The sequence below is a fragment of the Paenibacillus sp. FSL R10-2778 genome (genome assembly GCF_038593035.1).
GTDB lineage: Bacteria > Bacillota > Bacilli > Paenibacillales > Paenibacillaceae > Paenibacillus_AQ > Paenibacillus_AQ odorifer.
This window is the reverse complement of record NZ_CP151956.1, coordinates 6,789,367-6,815,872: the sequence shown is the minus strand read 5'-3', so window position 1 is coordinate 6,815,872 and position 26,506 is coordinate 6,789,367. Positions and strand designations below refer to the sequence as shown.

Below are 26,506 nucleotides of genomic sequence, written 5' to 3'. Positions count from 1 at the left end.
GGCAAAGATGGAGAGGTTAATAGAAAGGGGGGGACTTCAAGTGGATAAACTGAAATAAATTCAGGAATTACCACCTTATCAGAAGAGAAGTAGTGGGGTAATCCTGAATTAAAAAGTGTATACATATACCTTGGTACGCAGTGTGTCCGTGCATGTTATGGTACGGACAGGCTGCATGCCTGGAAGGGCAAAACAAATGCTAATGACCACCGCGCCCGGCAGTAGCTCACGCTTGAACTTGTCCCCCAGCCGTTTCATCGCTCCGGGAAATAAGTAACAAAGAACAATATCCGCATGCTCGTAAGAGCTGCTATAAATATCCCCACGTACATAACGAAGCCTTCCGCGGAGCAGATTCTGGCTTTCGTCTGCTCGCAGCATACGTGTGCCGAACCTAGCAAGCAGCTGGGATGTCCACAAGGGAATACTGGAATTTTCAATGCCTGTCAGCCTTTTGCCTGGACATTGGCGAATAACATCCATGCCAAGTGTTCCCCAACCCGATCCCGCCTCCACAATGCTGCTATATCCCGGAATCCGATTCACCTCAACGGCAACAGCCGAGCGTACAGATTTTGACGTAGGCATCGGCGATATCCCGTTTCTCCAGCTCACCAGCACAATCGACACCATGGATAACAAGGCTGCGAAGGCGATGAGCCAAGCGATGGCTTGAATCACGATCAATACTACCATTCCTTCTTCATCTGCTAGAAGTTGGCTTCAAATTCTCTTACTTTCTCCCAGCATTTCGTTTATTAACTTCATATGGATAAAGATCCTGAATTTCCTTGCTTTCAATATCTTGACCTACATAAAAAATCAGAGTGGGATCATTTGCTGGATGGGCATAAGAAAGATAAGTGCGATGTATAAAATCAAAGTCCATCTTACCCAGCTGGAAATCGAGTTGATATTTATCTTCTAAATAGACTTCAAATTGCTTTTTTAAAGCCCGAGACTTCCACGGAAGTCCAAAGAATAAAAAGTAGGTTCCTATAAGAAATATCAAAAAAATTAAGAGGAAAAGCGACTTTTTACTGAGAATGGTATGTTTTATAATTTATAACCCTCCCTAGCGTTTATTCTACATGAACTTTGCTGGACATATCAAAATCAACCTCTTCAAGAAATTCAATAACTTCTCCATTGGGACTATGAATGATCGCGTTTTTTATTAGAAGAGGCGGTTCGCCCAGAGACAGAGAGTCCGGTGCTATAAAAGCCTTTGCCCCATGTGCAAGGGCTTTTTGATACATCTCCTCTACATTATCTACATAGAAGGCAAGGTGTAATAACGCTCCGTGCGCTATATCTTCATCAGACAAGGCTTTTTTTCCTTGAGCGGCGATGACTGCATCATTATCAAAAATCTCAATACAGGTTCTGCGGTCAGGCGAAATCAGCATGGAGGCTTCTTTGATCTGAAAGGATGGCAGACTCCAATGATGACCTAGCTTGAATCCTAAAACGTCAATATAGAATGAAATAGTTGCTTTATAGTCTTTAGCTTGAATCGCTACATGTGCAAGGCCTTTTACACTCATTTATAATCGCTCCCAACTTTAATATATACTTATTATAGTTGTATTAAAATATGAGATATATATATAAGATAAGTGTTTTGTAGTAATATGGTTATTAAATTTAAGGTATTTTAGTGGAATAAGTTTATTTTATAAAATGGGTTTAGGAGGCGCTTGCTATGGAACAACTTGTGGATGAGATTGATAAAAAGATTATGCAATTACTTCAGTACAATGCCCGAATGTCCATTTCACAAATCAGTAAAGAGGTTTCGATGTCACAACCCTCTGTTAAAGAACGAATGATCAAGTTGGAGGAAAGGAATATCATTTCTGGGTATCATACAGCTTTTAATCTACGAGATCTGGATCGGGGCACAACTACGTTTATTCTATTAAAAACAGAACATTGCCAAGAGATTACGGATTTTTGCAAATATGCTATGGAAGTTACCGATTTATATCGGATTAGCGGAGAATATAATTACCTCATAAAGGTGCAAACCGCGTCGATTGAGGAGTTAGCTGAATTCCAAGACAACCTTATAAAGTTTGGACCTTCAAAATCTCATATCAGTCTAAAAAATATATTGGAAAACAGGGTGTTGCTCTAAAGCCCATTTTCCAAATACAATATCTAGTAACCGCTTTCATTCCGTTGTAGAATGGATGAAAACAACGTTAGCATTAACTCGGATACAAGGGAGCATGGGTATGGAGAGGTTTTTATTCAGTAAAAAGTATATTCCGTTCACCTATAAGATGATGATACCGTACCTCATTCTAGTATTGCTGACAGATGTATTGGTGGGTTATATAGCTTATACGATGCTCGTAGAGTCCAGAACGGAAATGGCGGAAACGAATGTCCGGACAGCTTTGAAGCAGACGAGGAACAATATCGAATATCAGACAGATGAAATCAAACGAATGACTAACTCGCTGTTTCTCAATACGAATTTTCAGAATGCTCTGCAGTTTAGGGGAGATGCATTGGAAAACATGCTCAAAATGAGGGATGATATCGTTCCTTATATGAAAGCCCCTCTGCAATTGTATGGGAACAATTTGAGACTTGTGCTCTATACCGCGAATGAGACGATGCTTGAAATCCCCGGTGATGATATGTCTGTACCTATCGGTAGAAGCGATTATTATATTCTTTCTGATCAGGTTATTGAAGATAAGGAATGGTTCAAGTCGATTGTTGCCAATAACAAAGACAGCTTGTGGCTTCAGGCGGACAGCGACAGTGAACTAAGCAATATTTCGTATTTCCGCAAGCTGGTTTCTTCTACGGGAGGCCCATCGATTATTGGTTATATTCGCGTCACGGCGAGAATTGACGAGCTTTTTGGCAATTTCGATACCTTTCCGATTGAACAGGGTATAGACCTTCGTCTAGTGGATCGGGTTAGTGGATTAACGCTTTATGAACAAGGTATTGTCGATCAACATGCGAAGCAAGATGCTTATCTGATCATTAGTGAAGATATTCCGTTGTCTGACTATGCTATCGAGGTACGGGTGCCGCATGCCTACTTGAATAAAGATGCTAGCCGAATGCAGAAGGTGATCACCACCGTTTGTCTGATCAGCTTTTTAGTCATGGCGGTGATCGGCTTCCTCGTTGCCCGCATATCAGGCAAAAAAATTAAACGGATCGTATATTTGGTCCGGTCCTTTCAGGAAGGGAATTTTTATAAAAGAATTGGGTTTGCCGGGAATGATGAATTTGTCTACATTGCTAATAGTTTTAATCAGATGGCGACTAGTATCCAGGACCTGATCCAGAACGTCTATGAGCAAGGGATTCAGAAAAAGCAAGCAGAACTGGATGTGCTTCAAGCTCAGATCAGTCCGCATTTTTTGTACAATACATTGTCGACCATTGGCAGCTTGGCCAATTTGGGCGAAGTTGAGAAGGTTACACAGATGGTACAAGGTCTTTCTAAATTCTATCGCCTCACCTTGAATGAAGGACATGTCTATATCTCTCTTGAAAAAGAGCTGGAGCAGGTAAGGATGTACCTTGAAATTCAGAGGGTAAAGTATGCCGATGCGTTTGAGGTTTATTATGATATTGATCCTGATATTTTACAGGTTCCCATCATCAAGCTGATTTTGCAGCCATTTGTAGAAAATATATTCAAGCATGCTTGGTTTGGGGAGACGATTGCGATCCGGATTACCGGAAAACGGCTGGGTGAACGCATCGAGCTCAAGGTCATCGATAACGGAATTGGTATGCGGGCGGAGACACTGCGAAATATGCGTTCGAGCTCATTCCATTCGAGCAGCTATGGACTGAGAAACGTGGAGGAACGAATCAAGCTGAGATACGGCCATGATTTCGGTATTCATATCGGCAGTTACTTTGGGGCAGGAACGACCGTTCAAATTATCTTACCGGTGGATAATGCGGAAATCCGGGAAGTTATGGGGGAGTAAATAGTATGGCGATGGAGATCAACGTTCTGCTGGTGGATGATGAAGTGATCGATTTGGAATGGCTGAGACGGCGGGTGGCGGGCAGTGATCATTTGCCTTTGCATAGCGTGAGAACGGCAACTAGCGGTTTTTCCGCTTTAAAAATGATGGAGCAGCACCGCATTGACATCATTCTCTCCGATATCCGCATGCCGATTATGTCGGGCGTGGAATTTGCCCGGAAAGCGAAGGAGATTAACCCTGAGGTCCATCTGCTTTTTATTAGCGGACATCAGGATTTCAACTATGCCAAAGAGGCCATTCAATTAAATGCCTCCGGTTATTTGCTTAAACCCGTCGATGATGAAGAGTTAAATAAGACACTGACTGAACTCTGCGCCAAGATTGAGAAGGAGAGGAAGCAGCATATTTCCTTATCGGAAACACTGACGCTTGTGAATCAGGAGCTGCTGCTGCGCTGGTTTAATGAGACTGCCCCGGGGCAGGTGGAGACGCATATTCACAACGTTCTTACGTCTTACTTACAAGGCGCGTCGGCGGTTGCCATCGTCGAGATTGACGATATGGCACGGAAAATCCAAACTTGGACGGAAGAAGAGCGGAGTTTATGGAGCAGCACAGCCAATCATTTTATCCGGAAGTTCGCGCAAGATCAAAATTTAGGCATGGTCATCACAACCTATGACTATCATTTTGTGATCCTTGCTGCGGTTCAGGAACAATATTTTACCGCTTTGATGGAAGAGCTCATTCGGTCATTCTATCAGGAGTTTTCCTGTTCAATTACGATTGGAAGAGGGATGTACACAACAGAACTGGGTAAGCTGCATGATTCCTATCGGCAGGCTCAGGCTGCTTTAAGTATTAAATGGATTGTTGGGAAAAATAGAATCATCCAAGATGCCTCGGAATGGAGCCCGAAGGAAAAGATCGCCTCAGATTTAGAGGTTATAGTGGACCGGATGCTTAAAGCGATGCTTGATTACGACCTTACCACCATTGATGATTGTTTGCTGCAGCTGTTTGCCGGGGACAGTCCGCTCTCCCAGAAAAATGACATCTACGATATCATTATTCGAATTACCTCCAAGCTTCATGCCGATCTGCAGCAAATGAACGAGCATCTATACGAGATTTTGAATTGGGATTCACATCATCCCTTTGTGTTGTTTCAGTTTGAAACGGTGCATGATATTCTCTCTTGGCTGAGAAGAAGATTTTTTGAGTTGTCGGAGCTGCTTTATTTGAAACGGCAAAGGCAAAAGCGGAAGTTAATTGATGAAATCACGGAATATGTGAAAGAAAGATTAGATCAAAAAATAACGCTGAACGAAGTGGCCGCCCATTTCGATTTTACGCCTAACTATCTCGGTCATTTATTCAAGGTTGAAACCAACAGTTTATTCAGCGATTTTTTAAGTGAATTACGGATGAAACGGGTATGTGAGCTGCTCGAAGATCCGACTAAGAAAGTGTATGAGATTGCGGAACAAGCCGGATATAAAAATATTATTTATTTCAACAGACAGTTCAAGCAATGCATGGGCATGTCGCCCGGAGAGTACCGGAAGAAAAATAAAATCTAACAAAAAAGCGGTGAAAATGAAAACCCGGCGATGATTTTTCGTTTATTGGAGAATCGCTGCCGGGTGTTTTTGGTCTGCCGGCTAACCTTTTTTTGTCGAATCGTTGAATTAGTATTATGTTTAGTTGTTTCGCTGAATTATCTAAGCGCCTTCGCCCTTTTATAATAAGAGATATAGAGAAGAGAGGGGTGCAAAGATGAAAGGGCATACATTTTGGAGCGATTTAAAGAATTATAGGGTTCTCTTGCTGATGCTGGCTCCGGCGGTTGCTTTTTTCCTTCTGTTTGCCTATGTCCCGATGGCGGGCATTATTATTGCCTTCAAGCATTACGATTATGCGGGCGGTATTTTTGGAAGTGCCTGGAACGGGCTCGACAACTTCCGCTTTTTCTTTGAATCAGGTGATGCTTGGCGGGTAACACGAAATACAGCACTATATAACATTGCGTTTATCGTCGTCAATAACAGTTTGCAAATTTTTGCAGCGATTATGTTGTTTGAGGTCGGTGGTAAATGGTTCCGCAAAATCACACAATCGGCGTTGTTCCTGCCTTACTTTATCTCATGGGTCGTTGTCGGAGCGATTGCTTATAACCTGCTCAATTATGATATTGGCACCGTGAATGCTTTGCTCAGAGGTATCGGACTCCAGCCTGTCGATATTTATAATACACCTTCCTATTGGCCGTATATTCTGGTTCTCGTTTCTGCCTGGAAAAGTCTTGGATACGGAACGGTGATGTACTTGGCCGCGATTACGGGGATAGATACAGAAATGTATGAAGCAGCCGAAATCGATGGGGCTAATATTTTTCAGCGAATTATGAAAGTAACCATTCCGAATTTGTATCCAACGATTATTATTCTGGTGCTGCTGGCAGTAGGGAACATTTTCCGTGGTGATTTCGGGATGTTCTATAACATGATCGGCAACAACGGCTTGTTGTTCTCCTCGACAGACGTTATCGACACTTTCGTATTTAGGTCACTGATTACTTCGAATGATATCGGCATGTCAGCTGCAGCTGGTGTTTTCCAGTCCGTTCTTGGCTTCGCGACGATCATGTCAGTGAACTATGCTGTCCGTAAATACGACAAAGACCGCGCTCTGTTCTAATCGTATCAGGAGTTAAGTCTTTCATAATGGAGGTAACGATATGAAGCAGCTTGATCGTAAAATATTTTCAGGTATTGGTTATGTATCCCTGATTTTTCTCTCAGTTTTATGTATTTTTCCTTTTATACTTGTCGTATCTTCATCCTTTACGGAAGAATCCAAAATCCTAACGGATGGTTATCAATTTATACCGACTGCCTTCTCAACTGAGGCCTACAGCATTTTGTTTAAGTATCCCGAACAGATGATTCAAGCCTATATAGTGACAATAGGAGTTACTATACTCGGCACGGTGCTTGGCTTGTTTCTGACTTCGATGACTGCTTATGCGCTATCCCGAAAAGATTTTAAGTGGCGCAATAAATTTTCATTTTTCTTTTTCTTTACGACTTTGTTTAGCGGCGGTTTGGTTCCGTGGTATCTGCTTATGGTCAACTACCTTCATATGAAGGATACGCTGATGGCCTTAGTGGTTCCGATGATGCTCAATGTCTTTTATATCATTGTTATGAAGTCTTTTATGGGCAGCATTCCGGAAGCGATTGTAGAATCAGCAAAAATTGACGGCGCAGGAGACTTTAAGATCTATGCTCGTCTAATCCTGCCGCTGTCCAAGCCGGCGTTAGCTACCATTGGCTTGTTTCTAGCGCTGGCCTACTGGAATGACTGGTACAATGCATTGCTGTTTGTATCGAATGAAAACTTGATGCCGCTCCAATATTATTTGTATAAAATGCTAGGCAATATGGATGGCATGCGCAAAGCGATGATGGGTGCAGGGGCAGTCGTAACGACATCGATCCCAACCGAGAGCTTGAAAATGGCGATGACAGTTGTGGCCACTGGCCCGATTTTGCTGGCTTATCCATTCGTGCAGAGGTATTTTGTCCAAGGTTTGACGATTGGTGCTGTGAAAGGATGAACCCGGGGAAACTCGGTTTATCAATATAATTAAACACAAGGGGGAAGGCTTGAGATGCTGAAGAGAAATAGATTGATGATGCTAGCGCTCGTTTTAACCTTCGTAATGATTCTAAGTGCATGTGGTGGTGGCAATAACAATGCTAATACGTCTGCACAGGCTACAAATAATGCGTCAGAGGGAGGAAGCGACACTACGAACACCTCAGAACCTGCAACTACCTCAGACACCCTTGATACCTCTAAAGAAGTGAAGCTGAAAATGATTTTTGTTGGCCCTAAACCGATAGACTATGATAGCGTTTTTGCTGAGATTAATAAAAAGCTGAAAGAAAAAATCAATGCTACTGTAGAGGGCGAGTTCCTGGATTGGTCGGACTGGGCGCAAAAATATCCGCTGAAGCTGGCAGCTAATGAGGATTTTGACCTCATCTATTCGGCAAACTGGGCTGGTTACAATGACCAGGCGCTGAAAGGCGGATTCCTGGAATTGACCGATGAGCTGCTTACCCAATATATGCCGCAGACTTTAGCAGCTATGTCTGATGTGAGCTGGGATCAAGCTAAGGTAAACGGCAAACTGTATATGGTTCCGCAAAACAGAGGGGAATCCGTTGAAAAACTGATTTTGTACCGCGAGGATTTGCGTAAGAAATACAATCTTCCGGAGATCAACAGCCCAGAAGCGTATGCCACTTACTTGAAAACCATAGCACAAAACGAAAAAGGAATTACACCGTTCACCCCGGAAACAGGAGACTGGAAATATCATAATTTGGACCGTGTATTGCTGAAGCAACAAAACGAATGGAATATGTTTGATCTCGACCTTCCGTTTGCTTTCAAATTGACGGATGAAAAAGGGCAAGTATTTAACGTATATGAAACGCAAGAGTTTAAAGATCTACTCGTATATTACAAAGATCTCGCTGATAACAATGCATGGTCGAAAAACGTTCTAAACAGTAAAAATGATCATCAGGCCGATTTTAAAGCAGGCAAAACAGCATCGATTACGCACAACAACGGAACACTTGGAGCACTTATGGCTTTGATGCGCCAAGAGAATTCCCCTTATGAAGTAGCATTGGCTGACATCAACCAAGGCAAGAAGAAATCAGTGGCGATTTCCACACAAAACGGTACTTCGATCCACGCTACTTCCAGAAATGTGGAACGTTCCTTGATGTTCCTCGATCTGATGCAAAATGATAAAGAACTGCACGACCTGATGATGTACGGCCTTAGCGGTGTACATTACGAAGCGGTTGGCGATGACAAATATAAAGCCCTTGAAAAGAATCCGAACTATACTGGCTTCTCTAACTGGAACTTCAACTCGCCACTTAACCGTGACAATGAAGCATTCCCGCAAGAAGCAAACGATCTGGCTAAAGGCTGGGAAGCAAATGTCTATCACTACGCGCTTGAAACCTTCGTATTCGATAACAGCAAAGTGAAAACGGAAATTGCCAACGTTGGTAACGTAATGCTCCGTTATGCGATTCCGCTCGAATACGGCGTAATCAAAGATATCGACAAAGGTCTTGAAGATCTGAACAAGCAACTGAAATCCGCGGGCATTGATAAAATCCAAACCGAACTGCAAACTCAAATCGATGCTTTCTTGGCAAACAAATAAGCTACGGAATAAGGGAGACCTAACAGTCATCAAATGGCTGTTAGGTCTCCCTGTTTAATTGGTCATCCGCGGTTGAACCCGCTATCGGACACAGTTGACCCTAATGGCAGCTTTATCGCACTTTTGGAATACTAACGGACTCCACAGTCGCTATTAGCCTAAAACACGCCTAGAATGAGGCTCAGGATAAAGAATAGCTGCACTGGAGTCCGAAAGTCTGCTTTAAAGGCTGAAAATCAGTAAATAAAGTCACCTCGGTCCGTTAGGCAGACCAGAAACAAAAGGCAGCAACCCTTTTGCTAGGGAAATGGATACTTAGGGAGAACGGCTACTCTTTGCAGAAAGGAATAAAAAAGAAGAACCGGCATGAGCTGCCGGTTCTTCTTAATATATAATTTGCGCGCAATGAAATAACGTGATATTATGAGAAGACCACTGTTAATCTGCGTATTTCAGACAGATTTATTACATCTTATTTATACATTAATAATACCACGCGGATTGGCAGTTTGTCAAATTTGTATTTTTGCTTCTTGATAACAACCTTGAAAAGGAGCGTGTTAGTAAAAATGTTAAACGAAAAAGATTGGCAGGGAGAACAGAAACGGCTAGATTCGGTCATGGAAGAATTGCAATCAAAGATTGGCGAGCTGGAACCGGAAGTGACAGGATTACGTGAACAGGTGACGGACATCCGCAAGCAGTTTTGGGAGGAAGTTACGGTCAATACGAGCACACATGAGGATTTCGAGGAGACCTTTTACAGTATAAAACAGCAAGAAGCGTTGTTGTCTGAACGGGAACGTAGCCACCGCCAACGGCTGCTGCGTTATAAAAACATGAAACGGCTGCTGCCGTCACCCTATTTTGGACGAATGGACTTTCAAGAAGATGGGTTGAACTCCAGTGAGCAAATCTATATCGGGGTGGCGTCTTTCATCGATGCAGAAGGTGTAAACTTTCTGGTATATGACTGGCGGACACCTATTGCAAGTATGTATTATGACCATTCGCCAGGCCCCGCCACTTACGATACACCGGGAGGACAAATCTCAGGAACGATGATGCTGAAGCGGCAATACCAGATCCGTCAGGGTCAGCTTCAGAACGTGTTCGATACGAGCTTAACGATCGGTGATGAATTACTTCAGCAGGTGCTTGGTAAGGGTGCGGATTCACAAATGAAGAGCATCGTGGCGACTATTCAGAAGGAACAGAACGCTATTATCCGCAACGATAGTAGCCGTATGCTCATTGTGCAGGGGGCGGCGGGCAGCGGAAAAACATCCGCAGCGCTGCAACGGGTAGCCTATTTGCTATATAAACACCGCGATAGGCTCAAAGCGGATCAGATTGTTCTTTTTTCGCCTAATCCGATGTTTAATAGTTATGTATCTACGGTGCTTCCCGAGCTTGGCGAGGAGAATATGCAGCAAACAACCTTTCAGGAGTATATTGATTATTGGCTTGGATCTACGCTTCGTCTAGAGGACCCGTTCGAGCAGATTGAATATGTACTGACGTCCAAAGCTTCTCCAGAGTATGAAGCACGGCTAACTGGAATGCAGTATAAAGCTTCAGAAGCATTTCTGCATGCTTTGCAAAACTATGCGTTGTGGTTAGGGAAGGAAGGGATGTTGTTTCATAGTATCCGTTTTCGGGACCGCGAGTTGATTACTGCGGAGCAGATGAAATCGCAATTTTACAGCTATGATAGCTCCATCCGTTTGGCTAACCGCATCGTTTTATTGCGTGAATGGCTACTGCGTCAGTTGGCTTCGCTGGAGCGTCAGGAACAGGAGGCATTCTGGGTTCAAGATGAACTCGATTACCTCGATACCGATCAGTATGCCGAAGCCTACAGTGAGATACTTAAGAAGTATCGGCGGGAGGAAGCCGTCTTTGATTTTACGACTCAGTATCTTGAGAACTATGGGGATTTTCCTAATCAGGATCAAGGGGAAGAGAATGTTTTTGACTTTGGTCTGCAGGAAGAAGAACTGCTGCGCCGCATGATTGTGAAGGAGCACTTTACACCGCTGAGACGCGATGTCAAACGGTTTAAGTTCATAGATACGATTGGGTTATACGATCAGTTGTTTAGTGCCGATGCCAGTTATCGGCAAATGGCGAACGAGACTGAGGTGCCTGCTCAGTGGCAGGAAATCTGTAAGCATACGAAGGAAAAGCTGAGCCGCGATGAACTCTTTTGCGAGGATGCCACTCCATTCCTGTATTTAAAAGAACTTGTCGAGGGTACTCGTATGAACACAGAAGTTCGGCATCTGTTTATCGATGAAGGCCAGGATTATTCGCCGTTTCAATACGCGTTTCTCAAACAGCTGTTTCCCCGCGCGCGCATGACTGTGCTCGGCGATTTCGGCCAAGCGATTTTCCCTCAAGCAACGAATTTGCACGAGGTGGATTCACCTTTGATCCGGCTTTATGGTGAAGATGAAACGAGCCTGATCCGTCTAATTCGAAGTTATCGTTCAACTCGTCAGATTGTGGAGTTTACGAAGGCGTTGCTGCCTAATGAGGAGATCGTACCTTTTGAAAGAGAGGGTAAGAAGCCGTTCCTAGTGAACGCTAGTAGCGATGTAGAGCGGGCGAAAAGAATTAAAGAAGATCTCGCGGCGCTGATGGCTGAAGGGCTTGACTCTATTGCCGTGATTACCAAGACTGCAGTTGAAAGCCGTGCGGCCTATGAAGAATTAAAGTCACAAGGATGCGAAGCTCTGCGGCTCATTACGAAGGAGACGCTCACTTTTGAGAAGGGCATTTTAGTAATTCCCGCTTATCTCGCAAAAGGGGTTGAATTCGACGCCGTACTGATTTATGATGCTTCCACACAGACGTATGATCGGGAAAGCGAACGCAAGCTTTTTTATACAGCCTGTACGCGTGCGATGCATCGGCTTCTGCTGTACACAACAGGTGAGTGGTCACACTTTATTCAGCCGTTAGAGGTATCTTTATATGAGGTTGTGCAATGAGATTGGAGAGATAAATGAGAAGCATATTGTATAAGTTTATGAGTAAATTTACATCTCTTAACGAAGTGGAACAGCAGGATATTGTTGAAGGTATTCCTATTGAGGAATACAAGAAGGGAACGGTACTCCTTAGACAAGGAGACGTTCCCTCAAAATGTTTTTTTTGTGTTAAAGGGATGTGTGAGGCAGTCCTCGATAGATGAATCGGGCAAAGAAGTCACATCTAATTTTTATACGGAAGAGCAAGCGGTTTCGATTTTTAATCGGCATCAGGAGAGTAGACCCTCAGCGTACACCTTAACCTGCCTAGAAGACAGCATATTGGTGGTTGGTGATCTTATTGCGGAACAGGATATGCTCCATAAACACGCTCAGCTGGAAACCATGATACGCAAAATGGTAGAGGAAAACTTGGGTGAGGTTCAGGATGAGTTGACTTTCTTTATTGCTTCCAATCCTGAAGAACGTTACAAAGCCTTGTTACAAAAAAGACCTCATTTACTTACCCGTGTCCCCCAACATCAATTAGCCAGTTATTTGGGGATTACGCCAGAGTCATTAAGTAGAATTAAGAAGCGGGTTCATTCCGGTGATGAATAGCAAAATCGTTATACACTTTTGGGGATTTTTCCACCTCTAAGCAGTAGCCATATCCCAAAGCCTAGTTCTCCTACAATCATAGGAATAGTAAAAATAAAATTAAGTGTTGTAATGACCGCCTCATATTGTGGGAGAAACATTTTGCTTAGATGAATGATAATATAGCCTATTGAAGCAAGCAGCAGCAAGATGCTGATTACTTCAGGAATGACATCGGATTTTAAAGCCACATAGCCCACTATTAACAAATGCGCGCCAAAAACGACCAGCCCCATAGACCAAATGAATTGAAATGCATCCAGAAATAACATCATAAATGCTTGAGTTTGTTCGATTGTTAATGAGGAAAAGCCATTTGTGTTTCCCGTGAGCAGCAGCACAAATATCAAGGTTAATATAGAGATTGCCAATATAGCGGAATAGGTTAGACGGAGCCATGCGCCGAGTAATGAAAGATTTTGGTTGACGGGTTCTAGAAACACATAAAACGCCCAGGCGACCAGAATGTCAGTAATCATAATGATGATCCAGCCCAAGATTTCCCCTTTGAAAAGGTTGTTGGAAGATACGATGTTAATAAATGTGGCACTGGCATCGCCTTGCACAACAAGAGTCCCATGGACAAAGCCATATGAAAAAAATGAGGCGAGGGTCATGACGATCAGTGATATTCCAGCTGTTAAAGCGGACTTACGCTGATTCGTTAGGTCTTTTTCTGAGATAGCCATAAGATAGCCTCCTAAAGGACTTTTATTTCATTGTAATTAGGAGTACTATGTCGGGCATTGACTTAAATCAAGACTCTGAATTTAATCAAGCGAAGTAAGTATCACTGTTATTGCGTTATCAACAAAGGATCGCTCCGGGCGGGATTTCAAGAGTACAGTAAGCCCTATTAGCGATACGATTAGTGCTTGTGCCAAGGCCTTCGCATTTACACCACCCTTAAGCTCACCTGATTGTATACCGCGTTCAATAGTTTCTTGAAATATAACCGATAGATACATTTGGTGTTCTCTTGTAAGAATCTCGAACTTCTCATCATGAGGTGCCAGCTCGACCATTGTATTGATGCAAAAACATCCTCGGTTCACACTGCCTGCATACTCCTCCGCCACCACATCTTCAAAAAAACTACGAAAGGCTTTTTTCGCGGATGGATTGCTTTGAAGTTGGGCTCGGACACGGGAAGCATGGGACATCGTGTATTTACGTAGCGCAGCTTCGAATAATTCTTTTTTGTCTCCAAAAGCTGAGTATATACTGGGGCGTTGAATGCCCATTCTGAAAGTTAAATCGCTTAATGAAGTAGCCTCATATCCCTTCTCCCAAAATAGCTCCATAGCTGATTCTAATGCTTTATCCTCGTCAAATTCGCGGGTTCGAGCCATTATTAACACCCCTCGTTTTATTTGATTTCAATGATTTATTACCGAACAGTATTTTATAATACTAGAACTAGTCGTCTATATTGTCAAATCAAAGTCGGTAGCATCAAATATTTATGTTGACACACACCATTTTGTAAGATAAATTTACTGAGCATAATAACATACTGATCAGTATGAAATTTGTTTGCGATTTAAATTTAACAGAGAAAGGGTGTTTCCAAAATGCAGGGGACTAAAGAGAAGCTTTCGTCACAAGAGACGCATACGCCATCTGATTCTATTCATGCTTCCTCGATGCCTCGGTATATGACACTTTTGTTTGCCGTTGTCTGCGGGATGTCGGTTGCAAACATCTACTTTGCTCAACCGTTGCTTGATCATTTGTCGAAAGAATTTGGTATTGATTATTCAACCATTGGTATTCTTATTACTATCACGCAGATTTTTTATGCAGTGGGGCTGTTACTACTCGTGCCACTAGGAGATTTACTGAATCAGCGCCGCCTGATTATCGGCCAGATGTTATTATCTGTGGTGGCTTTGATTATCGTGGGTACTGCCTCTTCCAGCACGGTACTATTCGTAGGTATGGCCTCAGTGGGACTACTCGCTGTTGTAACGCAGACGCTTGTTGCGTTCGCGGCGACAATGGCTGCCCCTGCCGAACGCGGGCGAGTCGTAGGCATGGTCACAAGTGGAATTGTGATTGGAATACTTCTTGCGCGATCCATTTCAGGAATACTTACAGATCTTGCAGGTTGGCGTTCCGTATACCTTTTTTCTGCTGCTTTAATGCTTTGTATGGTGTGTACATTATTTAGGGTGTTGCCAAATGTGAAACGTGAGGTAAAAACACTGTCATACGCTCAGCTGCTTAGCTCAGTGTTTATGTTGTTTGTACAAGAGAGAGTATTGCGTATCCGCGCTATTCTGGCTTTGCTGATTTTTACTGCTTTCAGTATTCTGTGGACTTCTGTGGTCTTGCCTCTTAGTGCTCCGCCGTTATCACTTTCACATACTGCAATTGGGGCATTGGGTCTGGCGGGAATTGTGGGAGCATTAGCTGCTGCACGGGCGGGAAAGCTAGCGGATCAGGGTCATGGACAGAGAACGACAGGCATAGCTTTACTTCTATTGTTGATTTCATGGTGGTTTATCAGTTTTACGGAGCAGTCGCTGTTGGCATTGGTCATTGGTATTGTTCTGCTTGATTTGGCAGTGCAGGCGGTGCATGTCACCAATCAAAGTATAATACTTACCTTGCGCATGGAGGCACGTAGTCGGCTCACCGCAGGGTATATGGTTTTTTACTCCATTGGAAGTGCTACCGGATCGATTGCTTCCACTCAAATATATTCTCACTATGGCTGGAACGGGGTATGTTGGCTCGGGGCTTCTGTTAGTGCTGTGGCTATTTTATTTTGGGCTTTAACCTTGCGTGCTACGAATGCCGCGTTGCAACGGCGCCCTGCTTGGAAATAATCGGGGCAAGTCAATAAGGGTGGAGGTTCCGCTTTCCGGGCATGTTATTTAAAACAGGTTTGGGAGGGGATAAGGATGTCTAGAAGGAACAGGAAATATGCAGTGCCGGGAGCCAGCCGCGGAATGCAAATTTTTAAAGCGGAAGTGATGCGGCGCGAGGGGTATGATGTAGATCCAGAGCGGCCTGATGATGTGAAATACGAAGTTGCAAAAGAACTGGGTGTCCCTTTGGAGCGCGGTCAAAATGGTCATTTGAGCACAGAATCGGTGGGCCAGATCGGCGGTAAAATTGGTGGATCGATGGTCCGCGAAATGATTCGTCTCGCACAGCAGCAATTGGTGGATCAGGAAAGGCAGTAGCATTTTTCTAATTTATGTTGCAGAGATCGCGGGAGGCGGTTTTCGTCCTATATTGTAGGGAATTGAGACCGTCTTTCTGTGTTTGTAATTGGGAATTGAACGTAAAAGAGTATTATTTGCGTAAACAGGAGCTTCGTGAATTTACGGAGCTTCTTTTTATTATAAAAAATAGAAGTAATAATCTTGCCGATCTGAACATTATAAATCCTCCTTGTTGGAACAACATCCTTAGTTTGGATTGTTTTTTACTATACGGTTCTCTATACTCTTCATAATACTTGAAGTAGGAGTGGATAATAGATGATCCGTCTGAAGGATATAGGGAAGTTCGAGGAACTGCCGCAAATGGCCATGCATATTTACAAAGGAAATATTCCGGAATTAGAGGCTGCCATTAGAGCAGGCTGGGATATTGAAGAGGGCATCGTCCTTAGCAAATATACCACGTTAACCCCGTTAGATTTGGCGCTTATATCAGAGAGAATGGATGTCATAAAGCTGCTGGTACAGCACGGGGTAAATCTGAATGTGAAGAATAATCCGGCTTTTTTGCTCGCGGTTCGCTATTGCAAAGAAGATATCGTCCGCTATATTGCAGCACAAGGGGCCAAACTGGACAAGCTTAATCAGGTCAAGTCAGGTGCATATTCGCAGGCCTACTATGGCAACAAAAACAATATCCCGCTCATACATGAGCTAGGATTAGATATTAAGCAGCATGGTGGGGCTGTATTACGCAAAGCGGTGTCAGATCACGACCTTAAGACCGTTGCTTATTTATTGGATCATGGGGTGGACATTAATTACAACAATTCCGATATGGTCTATCCTTATCAAGCCACTCCGTTAACGGTTGCCACAAGAATGGGTAATCAAGCGATGGTACAATATTTGATTGAACGTGGCGCAGACGTTACCTTGGCGGAAAAAGATGGCGATCGCCCTTACACCATTGCTGTGAGCAATAAGAATACAGCTTTGGCTGACTTTTTGAAATCGTTAGAGCCGGCTGAATTTCATGATATCGAGAATAAGAAGTTTGAGCTGAGAAAATATAAATTGTCTGATGAATTGGTTAGCTTTCTTACTGGAACAAAACTGCGTCTTGAGCTAACACAAAATGAATATGAAATTAGATATATCGACTTTTTCACATTAACTGATACCATTGAAATAAAAATCGGCCGGCAAAAGCTGCTCCGTCTGTCAGCCGATATAGATAATTACTCTGATCTGCTGCTTATGTGGAATCCGAAGAAAAAAGGCCTGATAGGCTGTTACGACGTGGAACATCAGACGTACGCGGATTTATGTAGTTTTGCAGATTTTCTCACGCAACCGGAGATATACCTGATTAATTTTCTTGAAGGAACATAGTTGTTAATATCTCATGATCTGTCTATTTCTTTTGCAGGAATCATTCTATTCGTCGTTGAATATATCCCGGTAACCGTATTACGTATTCAAAATACGTAGCCACAGGAGGAGAACAACATTGAAATCGATTACCGTTCAAAGCCTTACGGAAACGTTTAAGCTGGAAGTGCTTGCGGGTGCTAGCTGCATGGACCGCGAGATCACTCGCTCTAAGACACATAGACCTGGCCTGGAGTTCGTGGGTTACTTCGACTTTTTCCCCATGAAGCGAGTACAAGTATTGGGCCGTAAAGAAATCAATTATCTGCTAAAGCTAAGCGTTGAGCAACGCAAGTTACATATTGGCAATATCGTTAAGTATCATCCCCCATGTTTTATTGTGACGACGGGTCAGCAGGAGATTCCCTATTTGACTTTATTCTGCGACCAAGAAGGTATACCACTACTTCGGACGGAAGAGACGACGTCAGAGTTCATCGCAAAGATTGATACTTATCTGGTGAAGGCGCTGGCGCCAGAACTTTCAATTCATGGAGTGTGTGTGAACGTGTCTGGCATAGGTGTCCTATTGAGAGGCAAGTCCGGGATCGGAAAAAGCGAAACCGCTCACACGCTCATTAGAAGAGGCCATCGGTTTGTAGCCGATGATGTAGTTGTGCTTAAGAAGCTGGGACCGGCGACGCTTCTCGGCACGCATAATGAAACGACCCGTGAATTCCTAGCGCTGCGCAGTATTGGTCTGATCAATGTTGTACGGCAGTACGGGCGTAGAGCTTTTCAGGAAGAGACACGAATTGTACTCGACATCGAGTTGTCACCATGGCGGGAGAATTCCTTGAATAATGAGCTCGAAATCGAACCCCAGTTCACAGACTATCTTGGCGTGCAAATTCCGCATATTGAAATTCAGCTTCAGCCTGGCCGTGACGTGGCTGGCCTGATCGAAGCGGCTGCGAACAATTGGTACCTTAAGCAGCTTGGCTATAGTGCCGCTGAAGAGTTCCTGCAGAGGATCGAAAACGGGATGCAGTCGTAAAGGCAGGATAGAAAGCAGCAATTATAGTTACCATAATTAAAATGGTTTTCTGTATACGAAAAACAGGCCGCAGATAAACGCTGCGGTCTGTTTTTCACAGCAAAAAGGGAAGTTGCTTTTTGATTGATAGGGCTAGGACATGCGTTATTGGCTGGGCATAGGTTAGAAATGGTATAATTTCTAATAGGTATTTTGAGTGATCGTTAATAGGAGGTATTAATGATGAGTGATGAGTTATTGGCAAAATTGGATGAATGGCATGAGGAAGATGAATTTCAAGAAATCGTGGATGCAATCACGGAAATTCCTGAAGAGGAAAGAGATTATGTTCTAACTAGTCATTTGGGCAGGGCGCTTAATAATCTCGGGCAATATGAAGAGGCTTTAGAGCAGTATTTGAGCATTGAAGATGAGGGTGAAGGTGACCCGCTCTGGCATTACCGTATCGGGGTTTCTTATTATTATCTGAAAAGATATGACGAAGCTTTAAAAGCGTTTACGATTGCCGATCAGCTGGAACCTGATGATGAAGACACATTGGAGTTTCTGGGCTGGATCAAACGTAAATTGGCTAAAAAAGCTGCGAAAAAGCCTGTAAACAAACCTGCTAAGAAGCCTGTAATAGCGTTGGATGCCACTAATTTCTGGGATGACAGCGAGTATGCGTTCTCAGAATATATTTCTGACCCGCCTTCAGATGCATTGATTACTTCTGTACAAGAAGAGCTGGTCTTCAAGCTGCCTGCTTCCTATGTGGATATGATGAAGTTACATAATGGGGGAATTCCTCATAACAATCGTTATCCGATTCCGGGAACAGGAGAATTTATTACGATTTCTGGTATCCTCGGAATTGGACGAGATAAGAATAAGTCGCTGTGTGGGGCTTCAGGCAGCCGGACTGTGATTGAAAATGGACGTTATCCTGAAGTTGGTGTGGTGATTTGTGATTGTCCTTCTGAGAATGAAGTGGTGATGCTGGATTACCGTGAATTCGGAAATGATGGCGAACCTGAGGTTATTCATGTAGATCGGGATAACAAATACAAAATCACACGTTTGGCTGACAATTTTGAGACCTTTATCAGCGGACTGGTGAAATAGTCCGTTTCGCTGGCTAAGAATACTTATAATCCAATCAAGGCATTCCTTAAGAGGAGTGCCTATTTCTATTAGGGGATTATTAGGGAAGCGTCTTTCGGACTCAGCTGACCTTAAATGCAGCTTTTTCGCATATTTGGAATGCCAACGGACCGTATAGCAGCTATTGGCATAAAAAACACCCAATATGAACCCGATTCATAGGAATAGCGTCGCTGGAGTCCGAAACTACGCACAAAAGGCTAAAAACATGCCTATAACGTCATCTGGGTCCGAAAGCCTCAGTGGACGAATACGATTCGGCGATTTAGCTGAAGGTGAGGCTGATTCGAAGTCGTCAGGCTTTAACTAGCCAATAATCGTTCTTGAGTCAGCTAACCAACGACCCAAAACACAGAGCAGCGGTGCTCCCATTAATGGGGAACCGCTGCTCTATTGTCTTTTTCTCGGATCATTGCTGGGTATTAAACACCTTAGATTGCAGGATATCGAGGGCATGGTTAATCTCGGCTAATTCCTCTGGGGGAACCTCTTTAATCCGGTTTAGAAAACGTTCACCGATCCGTTCAAAAGCCTCGTTCATCATCGCTTGTCCAGCATCAGACAACCGGATCATTTGCTTACGCCTGTCCTCGGCGACATCAAGCTTCTCACACAGGTTTTTTTCTGTTAATTTCTTCAGCTCACGGCTGGTATTCGGCATAGAGATATTCTTACAATCGCTGATTTGGCTGAGGGTAACAGGCTGGCTAACCGCAATATATTCCAGAATACTATATTGAACGGGAGTAATGCCTTCCGGTCTAACATCTTTGGTAAAGTCAAATGTTACTTCATGGACTGCTGTCGTAAAGGTAACAATTTTCTGAAAAAACGCTTGTTTGTCCATAAGGATCACCTCTTATTGTAAACCTTAACAAAATAATTATCATAATACAATTATCATTTGACAACTAAATAACGGTTGTGATACCATTTTGTTATCAAATGATAATTAAAGAGGTGGAGCAATGAACGTTTTAGTCATCTATACACATCCGAATCATAAAAGTTTAAGTTATGCTTTTTTCAATAAAGTCATTCAGGGAAGTAATGAGAATCAAAAGATCACGAAGATAGAGGTCCTTGATCTTTACGAAGAGCAATTTGATCCTGTGCTGGTATTTAATGAAAATAAACGTAGAAGAGACATGCATATCGATCCCAAGCTCGAGAAGTATCGGGAGCAGATTCGTCAGGCCGATAAAATTGTGTTTGTGTATCCAATCTGGTGGGGACGTCCTCCCGCGATGTTGCTCGGTTATATTGACCAAATGTTTGCTTCTAATTTCGCTTACAGAGAAAAGGGTGGTCTCATCCCCGAAGGGCTGCTGAAAGGAAAGTCTGTGGTTTGCATTTCCAGCATGAAGGGGCCGACCCTTTATCCTTTATATTGGCTGAATAATTCCCATAAAGTGCTGATGAGAAAAGCACTATTTCAATATTGTGGCATCAAGAAAGTGAAGTTTTTCGAATTTGGGAATATGGAGAGTCCAAAAGGGAAACATGATAAGAAGTTAAATCAGGTGTACCAATATTTTAAAGCTGTGGCTAATTAATACCTCAAAGATATCTGCTGTATGATTATTTGGACTCGTCATAAAGGTCCTTCTTAAAAAAAACATCAATGTTAAATGCCGAATATATAGCTCTAAAAATGCTAAATTCATAAATTTGATTCATACTGCATAGGACTTACTCATTTTGTTAGAGAGGTATCAAAATACTATATAAGTTTAAAATAACCAGTCACCGGAAATCAATCGGTGACTGGTTATTTAGTTTCGCTTAAATTCAGAAGTCAGTGTATAGAAAAAATAAAGTACTAGATTGAGGAGCATTGAGCGGTTATTGGACGTCCACAGTACGGTAACTATGAGATCTGGCCAATTTTTGTGAAAACCTCAAGCTACTGAATGGAATAATGATTTTAATTTAGTCATGTTATTTGAAAACCAAGCAAGTGAAAAATAGATGTAATTCCTGGATTGACTCACCAAAAAATGGCATGTATATTTATATATATGAATTAAAGTAAATTATTACAATTAATTTTAAATAATAGGATTGGAGGAATTTAGTTTGAATAGTGGTATTTTAAAGAATGGCTCAGAAGAAATAAACTTAACTCCACTGTATTTTGATTATTGTGCTTCTACACCAATTGATCCTATGGTTTCACAAGTTTTAATGAGTTCATCATTAGAATATTATGCAAACCCTTCCTCGACACATATGATGGGTTTAGAGATTGAGCAGCTAATTAATGAAGCACGAATTTCTATTTCAAATTTATTAGGTGTGAATTCCTCTGAATTAATATTTACTTCTGGAGCTACTGAGAGTAATAACTTAGCTATATTTGGTGTTATAAGGGCATTACAAAATAATAATAGACGACTCCATGTCATCACTACTAAAATTGAACATCCTTCTGTTATACGTTGTATAGAATTTTTAAATGACCAGGGAGTAGACGTAACTTATTTACCTGTTGATTGTAATGGAATGGTGAATATTGAATCTTTGAAAGAAGCAATTAAAGAAAACACTGCTTTAGTAAGTATTATGCAAGTAAATAATGAAACAGGTGCTATACAACCTATCGAAGACATAGGGAATTTGTTGAAAAATTATCCTCACATTTATTTTCATGTTGATGGAGTACAGGGATTTGGAAAAATAGCTATTTCTTTAGAATACGTAGACCTTTATACCATATCAGCACATAAAATTGGAGGCCCAAAAGGGATGGGGCTTTTAATGAAGAAAGGACATGTCAATATCTCTCCTATTATGTTTGGAGGAAATCAAGAATTTGGTATTAGACCAGGAACAACCAACATTACTGGTGTCCTGAGTATGCAAGAAGCCATTAAGATAGCTGTTAACCAACAAGAAGAGAGATTAAATTCTTTAACAATGATATATAAACGGGTTTATTCAGTTTTACATAATATAGACGGTTTGCACATCAATAGCCCAAGTCCTGGTTTAGGTTCACCCCATATTTTGAATTTTTCATATACAGCTACAAGTTCAGCTATTTTTTTATCTATATTGGCCAAAAAGGGGATTATTGCATCGTCACAGTCTGCTTGTTCTTCTAAGGGGAGTAAAGAAAGTCGGGTGCTAATGGCAATTTGCAATGATCAGGCTATAGCTTCCAGCAGTATTAGACTCAGCTTTCATGAGTCAATTACTGATGAAGATATCGACCGCCTAATTGAAGCGCTAGAACAAACAGTTATTTTAATAAAAACAAAAAAAGTATTCTCCTTTCTGGCAGATAAATCTCTTGAAGAACAAAATATTTACTCGTAATTAGGAGGAAAATTTAATGAATACGCAAACATCAATGATAGATTCACTTTTCAAGCCTCCTAGAAACTTTAGTCCTGAGGTAGGAGACTATTTATCGAACTTTGATATTGACAATAGTGACTGGAAACTGCTTGATTTAATCCGCAATGAACATATTCTTGCCGTTTTTCTTAGTATGGAATGTAAAGCTTGCGAGGTTGCTATGGAGGTTATTGATGACTACATCAACCAACACTCTAATCTTAATGTAGTGATTTTTATGAATGTCGATGCAAATACAGTAAAGGAATTAAATTCTTATTTTCAAAATAGAGCTCGTGTATTCTCTCTTAGTAAACAGAGGATGAAAGAAGAATTACTAATATTTAATTATCCAAAGGCATTTACACTTAATAAGTTCGGGCAAATCTTAAAAGCTGAAAACTGTGGGGCGGATTTTATGTTAGATATCTTGACTCAGCCCCTCAGAAAGATCCTCTTAAATTATTAATTTTTTTATAAGGAGGTTTGAGATGATTTTAAAAGACGTTTTGAAAAGAGCTACTCTTTTAGAAGATGAAGTAGTAACTGCGGAAAAACGATTTGAAAAGATATTTGAAGAAATCCCTCTGCCAGCAAAGGAAACAATTTATTGTATGGTTTCCTTCAGCTGCCTGCATTGTGTCGATGTTATACCCAAATTATCACAAGTTGAATTAAACGGTGAGTTTATATTGGTAACCGATGGAGAAGAAGCAGATAATGAGACTTTAATAAATGAGTTGGGCTTTGATTTTCCAGTAATATCTTATACAAGTCCTTATATTCAATTAGGCATTGTTAATACTCCTACATGTGTGCAAGTAAACTCTGCAGGTGAGGTTATCAGAGAACAGTATACGGAAAATATAGATGAATTATTAAGATTTTTACATGACTTTGATTAAAGTACTATCTAAAGGGTGTGGAGGAATATATGGATTCAGTGAAGGCAAGTCTATTTGTAGCATCCTCTGGCTTTTATAGTCACGATACTGGCTCTCATACAATGGAACATATTTTGAATAGAGTTAACGTTTCATATCTACCTTGCTCTATCAAAACGTTTGTTTTAATTAAATTGCAGCTGCCGTTTCCTGAGTATGAAGAAGAGGGATATTTAGATGTCTATGCACCTGATGGGAAAATTGATATGAATTCTTCTCTCTTTCCCATAAAAAATTATAGACCCCAATACATGTTTCCAGGTGGAGATACTAGTATTCAAGTGAATTACCCTATAGTCCAAGAGGGGAATTACATATATAAAATGTGCATACATGGACAAGTCATTGCAGAATATCCACTTTATATTGGTCTGGATAGGAATGAATAATGTATATCAAAATGTTCATAAGCATTGCGTCCTTTTTCATAAGGCCACTTTAAATCAGAAAAAGAAAGTTCTAATTCTTAGTATTCTTTTTTTCATTGAAAGCTGTATTCCGGCAGCACAGATTTATATTATCAGTAAACTAACTGATTCTATAAGCAATGTGTTCCAATTTGGAAAATTAACTGAGAACTTAATTTTCTTTTTTAGTTTAAATATTTCATTATTGGTTATTTCTAGTTTTATTATTGATTGGAAAATGCTACTCATTAAACGTCTTAACCAAAATGCCGATTACTACTTAGAAGATATGAAGGCTCATAAGTTAATGGACACACCTGTAATTTATTTTGAGGATACTAACAATTATAACCTGCTTGAGAGAATCAGTGGTTTAGGATCAAAATGTATAAGTACATTTGTTTCATTATTGGGATTATTGAAAAACGTATTTATTTTAATCTCTTATTTAATTTTGTTAGTGAGAATTAATTGGAGCCTAGGAATTGTTCTTGTTATCTTGATTATTCCTAGTCTCTTTATTTATCTTAAGGCCTCAAAAGATCAGTATCTTCAAGGATTTGCACAGTCATTAGACGTGAGAAGAGCGGGGTATCTAATTAATTTATTCAAGGATAGAGAAGCTCAACAGGAATTGAAGATATACAATCATGGTCAGTTTCTTCTGGATAAATGGAAATCGCTGTATTGGAAAACATCAAATGACCAGTATAAGTTAACTAAAAGTGTTACATCAAAGAAAAGACTATTTTCTAACCTTACCCATTTATTTAATACATTTTATTTTTTTGGATTAATTTATTTTGGAACTCATGATGGGATGACAATCGGTGAATATATTGCGTACTCCTCTTTGTTTACGTCTAGCATGGCAGGAATCATTTCATTAGTAAATGACGCCGGGTCTATCTATGGGAACTCGTTTGTAGTTGAAGAGTTTTATGATTTTGTTTTCTGCTCAAAGGAAAAAGATTATATAGAGGAAGCTTCTGATCAATACGAAATAAACTTGCAAGATGAAATTACCGTTAAGAATTTATCTTTTCAATATCCCGGACAGGCTAATTCAGTATTAAAAGATATATCATTCAGTATAAAAGCTGGAGAAACGGTAGCAATCGTAGGAGAAAACGGATCAGGAAAAAGCACTTTAGCGAAATGTCTTATAGGTTATTATGAGCCGACTTCGGGTTCTGTTTTCTATGACCACAAAAAAGTGACTAAGAAAAATGCAAATAAGGTGTGGAGTAAATTAACTGTTTTATTTCAAAATTATGTTAAGTATGAATTTACTTTGGTAGAAAATGTGTTGTTTCATCGAAGTAATTCGTTGAATGATTTGAATAAATTGGAGAGGCAAAATACATTCGAAGATTACAACATAATTTCTAAACAATTATCTGCAGGTAAAGATTCATTATTAGGAAGAGTATACGGAAATGGAACCGAGCTTTCTGGAGGGCAGTGGCAGAAAGTGGCTCTGACAAGATCACTTATCAAAGAGGCGGATATATTCTTATTGGATGAACCTACATCTGCAATGGACCCTTTATCTGAAAGAAAGCTGTTCGATCTTTTTTTTGAGATGTGCTCTGGGAAGACAGCAATTATTATTACTCATCGTTTAGCCAATTGTAAGAAAGCGGATAAAATAATTGTTCTTGATAAAGGGGCAGTTGTAGAATTTGGAGATCATGCTAGTCTGTTGGAATCAAGAGGAGTGTATGCTGCTATGTTCACTGCTCAAAAAGAGCCATTTGATTTAAATGTGAAATAATAATCTTGAAAGGAGGTGAGAAGATGGGACCGATATGCGGAGAATATGAAGATTGTTATGATACACCGTGTAGTGGAAGACGTTCAAAGTATAGACAAACGTACAGATGCTCAGAGATTGCAGCAACAGTAACCTGTGTTACTTTTGGTGGATCTTATTGTGATGGCAAGTGTTCCACTTGCAGTTCATATGTGAGTTCAACTTTTATCTCGTGTTGTCCTTAGGGAACTGGCATCTTCTTATTGTTTTAATCATCAATTAATACAATGGCAACTAAATCTTCGGAAGAAGAATTGGTTGCCATTTTTATAGGGTACAGTGTCGGTTCACGACTAACCGGTGAACGACCCAAATATTAGAGTCTTCTTTAACTCGGTACTAAAAATCCGTAAAGTGGTTCAAGGCTTC

At 41.2% G+C, this 26,506-nt stretch carries 23 protein-coding genes and 1 pseudogene; 19 read left to right on the top strand and 5 right to left on the bottom strand.

All coding sequences use genetic code 11. The annotated features are described in order from the left end of the window. Window positions 1-108: 108 nt before the first annotated feature. Window positions 109-696 (bottom strand): class I SAM-dependent methyltransferase, encoded by a 588-nt coding sequence (locus tag NST40_RS30505; protein ID WP_076276305.1) that lies wholly within the window; start codon window positions 694-696, stop codon window positions 109-111. Between the two features lie 386 nt (window positions 697-1,082). Continuing rightward, window positions 1,083-1,547 carry a VOC family protein gene (locus tag NST40_RS30500; protein WP_036682343.1) on the bottom strand — a complete coding sequence of 155 codons (465 nt, stop codon included), beginning with the start codon at window positions 1,545-1,547 and terminating at the stop codon, window positions 1,083-1,085. A gap of 158 nt (window positions 1,548-1,705) precedes the next feature. Here NST40_RS30500 and NST40_RS30495 point away from each other — a divergent pair, with 158 nt between their 5' ends. From NST40_RS30495 to NST40_RS30460, 8 genes and pseudogenes are all read left to right on the top strand, one after another. After that, on the top strand, window positions 1,706-2,140 hold the full coding sequence (locus tag NST40_RS30495) for an Lrp/AsnC family transcriptional regulator (protein WP_076276303.1): 435 nt from the start codon (window positions 1,706-1,708) through the stop codon (window positions 2,138-2,140). A 100-nt stretch (window positions 2,141-2,240) separates the two neighbouring features. Further along, entirely contained in the window at window positions 2,241-3,977 is a 1,737-nt protein-coding gene (locus tag NST40_RS30490; protein ID WP_076276302.1) for a histidine kinase, read from the top strand. Between the two features lie 5 nt (window positions 3,978-3,982). Further along, window positions 3,983-5,563, top strand: a complete 1,581-nt coding sequence (locus NST40_RS30485) for a response regulator (protein WP_305954098.1) — start codon at window positions 3,983-3,985, stop codon at window positions 5,561-5,563. A 196-nt stretch (window positions 5,564-5,759) separates the two neighbouring features. Beyond that, a complete protein-coding gene (locus NST40_RS30480) occupies window positions 5,760-6,680 on the top strand; it encodes an ABC transporter permease subunit (protein ID WP_076132837.1) in 921 nt (306 codons plus the stop codon). A 40-nt stretch (window positions 6,681-6,720) separates the two neighbouring features. Then, window positions 6,721-7,602 carry a carbohydrate ABC transporter permease gene (locus NST40_RS30475; RefSeq protein ID WP_076124225.1) on the top strand — a complete coding sequence of 294 codons (882 nt, stop codon included), beginning with the start codon at window positions 6,721-6,723 and terminating at the stop codon, window positions 7,600-7,602. A 54-nt stretch (window positions 7,603-7,656) separates the two neighbouring features. Continuing rightward, complete coding sequence (locus NST40_RS30470; protein ID WP_076276301.1) at window positions 7,657-9,243, top strand: ABC transporter substrate-binding protein; 1,587 nt, start codon at window positions 7,657-7,659, stop codon at window positions 9,241-9,243. A gap of 569 nt (window positions 9,244-9,812) precedes the next feature. After that, window positions 9,813-12,239: an RNA polymerase recycling motor HelD gene (gene helD / locus NST40_RS30465; protein WP_076276300.1), complete on the top strand. Its 2,427-nt coding sequence runs from the start codon at window positions 9,813-9,815 to the stop codon at window positions 12,237-12,239. Window positions 12,240-12,253: 14 nt separating this feature from the next. Next, window positions 12,254-12,839, top strand: a pseudogene (locus tag NST40_RS30460) (Crp/Fnr family transcriptional regulator). Window positions 12,840-12,847: 8 nt separating this feature from the next. Here the strand turns inward: NST40_RS30460 and NST40_RS30455 are convergent. Together NST40_RS30455 and NST40_RS30450 are read right to left on the bottom strand one after the other, a co-directional pair. Then, window positions 12,848-13,567, bottom strand: coding sequence for a DUF4386 domain-containing protein (locus tag NST40_RS30455; RefSeq protein WP_076276299.1), 720 nt, complete (start codon window positions 13,565-13,567; stop codon window positions 12,848-12,850). Between the two features lie 81 nt (window positions 13,568-13,648). Continuing rightward, the gene (locus NST40_RS30450) at window positions 13,649-14,230 is read right to left on the bottom strand and encodes a TetR/AcrR family transcriptional regulator (protein ID WP_076276298.1); all 582 of its coding nucleotides are present in this window, start codon (window positions 14,228-14,230) and stop codon (window positions 13,649-13,651) included. Window positions 14,231-14,524: 294 nt separating this feature from the next. On the opposite strand from NST40_RS30450, the gene NST40_RS30445 reads away from it, so the two are divergent. The 5 genes from NST40_RS30445 to NST40_RS30425 all read left to right on the top strand — a co-directional run bounded on the left by NST40_RS30445 (window position 14,525) and on the right by NST40_RS30425 (window position 19,589). After that, window positions 14,525-15,712 carry an MFS transporter gene (locus NST40_RS30445; protein ID WP_076276341.1) on the top strand — a complete coding sequence of 396 codons (1,188 nt, stop codon included), beginning with the start codon at window positions 14,525-14,527 and terminating at the stop codon, window positions 15,710-15,712. Between the two features lie 75 nt (window positions 15,713-15,787). After that, window positions 15,788-16,072 carry an alpha/beta-type small acid-soluble spore protein gene (locus NST40_RS30440; RefSeq protein WP_076179251.1) on the top strand — a complete coding sequence of 95 codons (285 nt, stop codon included), beginning with the start codon at window positions 15,788-15,790 and terminating at the stop codon, window positions 16,070-16,072. Window positions 16,073-16,372: 300 nt separating this feature from the next. Further along, the gene (locus tag NST40_RS30435) at window positions 16,373-17,449 is read left to right on the top strand and encodes an ankyrin repeat domain-containing protein (protein ID WP_076124213.1); all 1,077 of its coding nucleotides are present in this window, start codon (window positions 16,373-16,375) and stop codon (window positions 17,447-17,449) included. A gap of 118 nt (window positions 17,450-17,567) precedes the next feature. Beyond that, complete coding sequence (hprK, locus tag NST40_RS30430) at window positions 17,568-18,485, top strand: HPr(Ser) kinase/phosphatase (RefSeq protein ID WP_076140599.1); 918 nt, start codon at window positions 17,568-17,570, stop codon at window positions 18,483-18,485. Window positions 18,486-18,707: 222 nt separating this feature from the next. Then, a complete protein-coding gene (locus NST40_RS30425; protein ID WP_076220470.1) occupies window positions 18,708-19,589 on the top strand; it encodes an SMI1/KNR4 family protein in 882 nt (293 codons plus the stop codon). A gap of 448 nt (window positions 19,590-20,037) precedes the next feature. Here the strand turns inward: NST40_RS30425 and NST40_RS30420 are convergent, their stop codons facing one another. Next, complete coding sequence (locus NST40_RS30420; RefSeq protein ID WP_076124207.1) at window positions 20,038-20,475, bottom strand: MarR family transcriptional regulator; 438 nt, start codon at window positions 20,473-20,475, stop codon at window positions 20,038-20,040. Between the two features lie 121 nt (window positions 20,476-20,596). Between NST40_RS30420 and NST40_RS30415 the strand changes: the two genes are divergently transcribed. From NST40_RS30415 to NST40_RS30390, 6 genes are all read left to right on the top strand, one after another. Further along, window positions 20,597-21,184 (top strand): NAD(P)H-dependent oxidoreductase, encoded by a 588-nt coding sequence (locus NST40_RS30415; protein WP_036682318.1) that lies wholly within the window; start codon window positions 20,597-20,599, stop codon window positions 21,182-21,184. Window positions 21,185-21,707: 523 nt separating this feature from the next. Then, a complete protein-coding gene (locus tag NST40_RS30410; RefSeq protein WP_081387424.1) occupies window positions 21,708-22,949 on the top strand; it encodes a cysteine desulfurase family protein in 1,242 nt (413 codons plus the stop codon). 16 nt (window positions 22,950-22,965) lie between these two features. After that, window positions 22,966-23,439, top strand: coding sequence for a hypothetical protein (locus tag NST40_RS30405; protein ID WP_076220712.1), 474 nt, complete (start codon window positions 22,966-22,968; stop codon window positions 23,437-23,439). A 22-nt stretch (window positions 23,440-23,461) separates the two neighbouring features. Beyond that, window positions 23,462-23,875, top strand: coding sequence for a hypothetical protein (locus tag NST40_RS30400; RefSeq protein ID WP_076220711.1), 414 nt, complete (start codon window positions 23,462-23,464; stop codon window positions 23,873-23,875). Window positions 23,876-23,904: 29 nt separating this feature from the next. After that, entirely contained in the window at window positions 23,905-24,303 is a 399-nt protein-coding gene (locus NST40_RS30395) for a hypothetical protein (protein ID WP_076220710.1), read from the top strand. Further along, window positions 24,296-26,098: an ABC transporter ATP-binding protein gene (locus NST40_RS30390; protein WP_076276297.1), complete on the top strand. Its 1,803-nt coding sequence runs from the start codon at window positions 24,296-24,298 to the stop codon at window positions 26,096-26,098. The genes NST40_RS30395 and NST40_RS30390 overlap by 8 nt, the downstream gene beginning before the upstream one ends. Window positions 26,099-26,506: the final 408 nt, after the last annotated feature.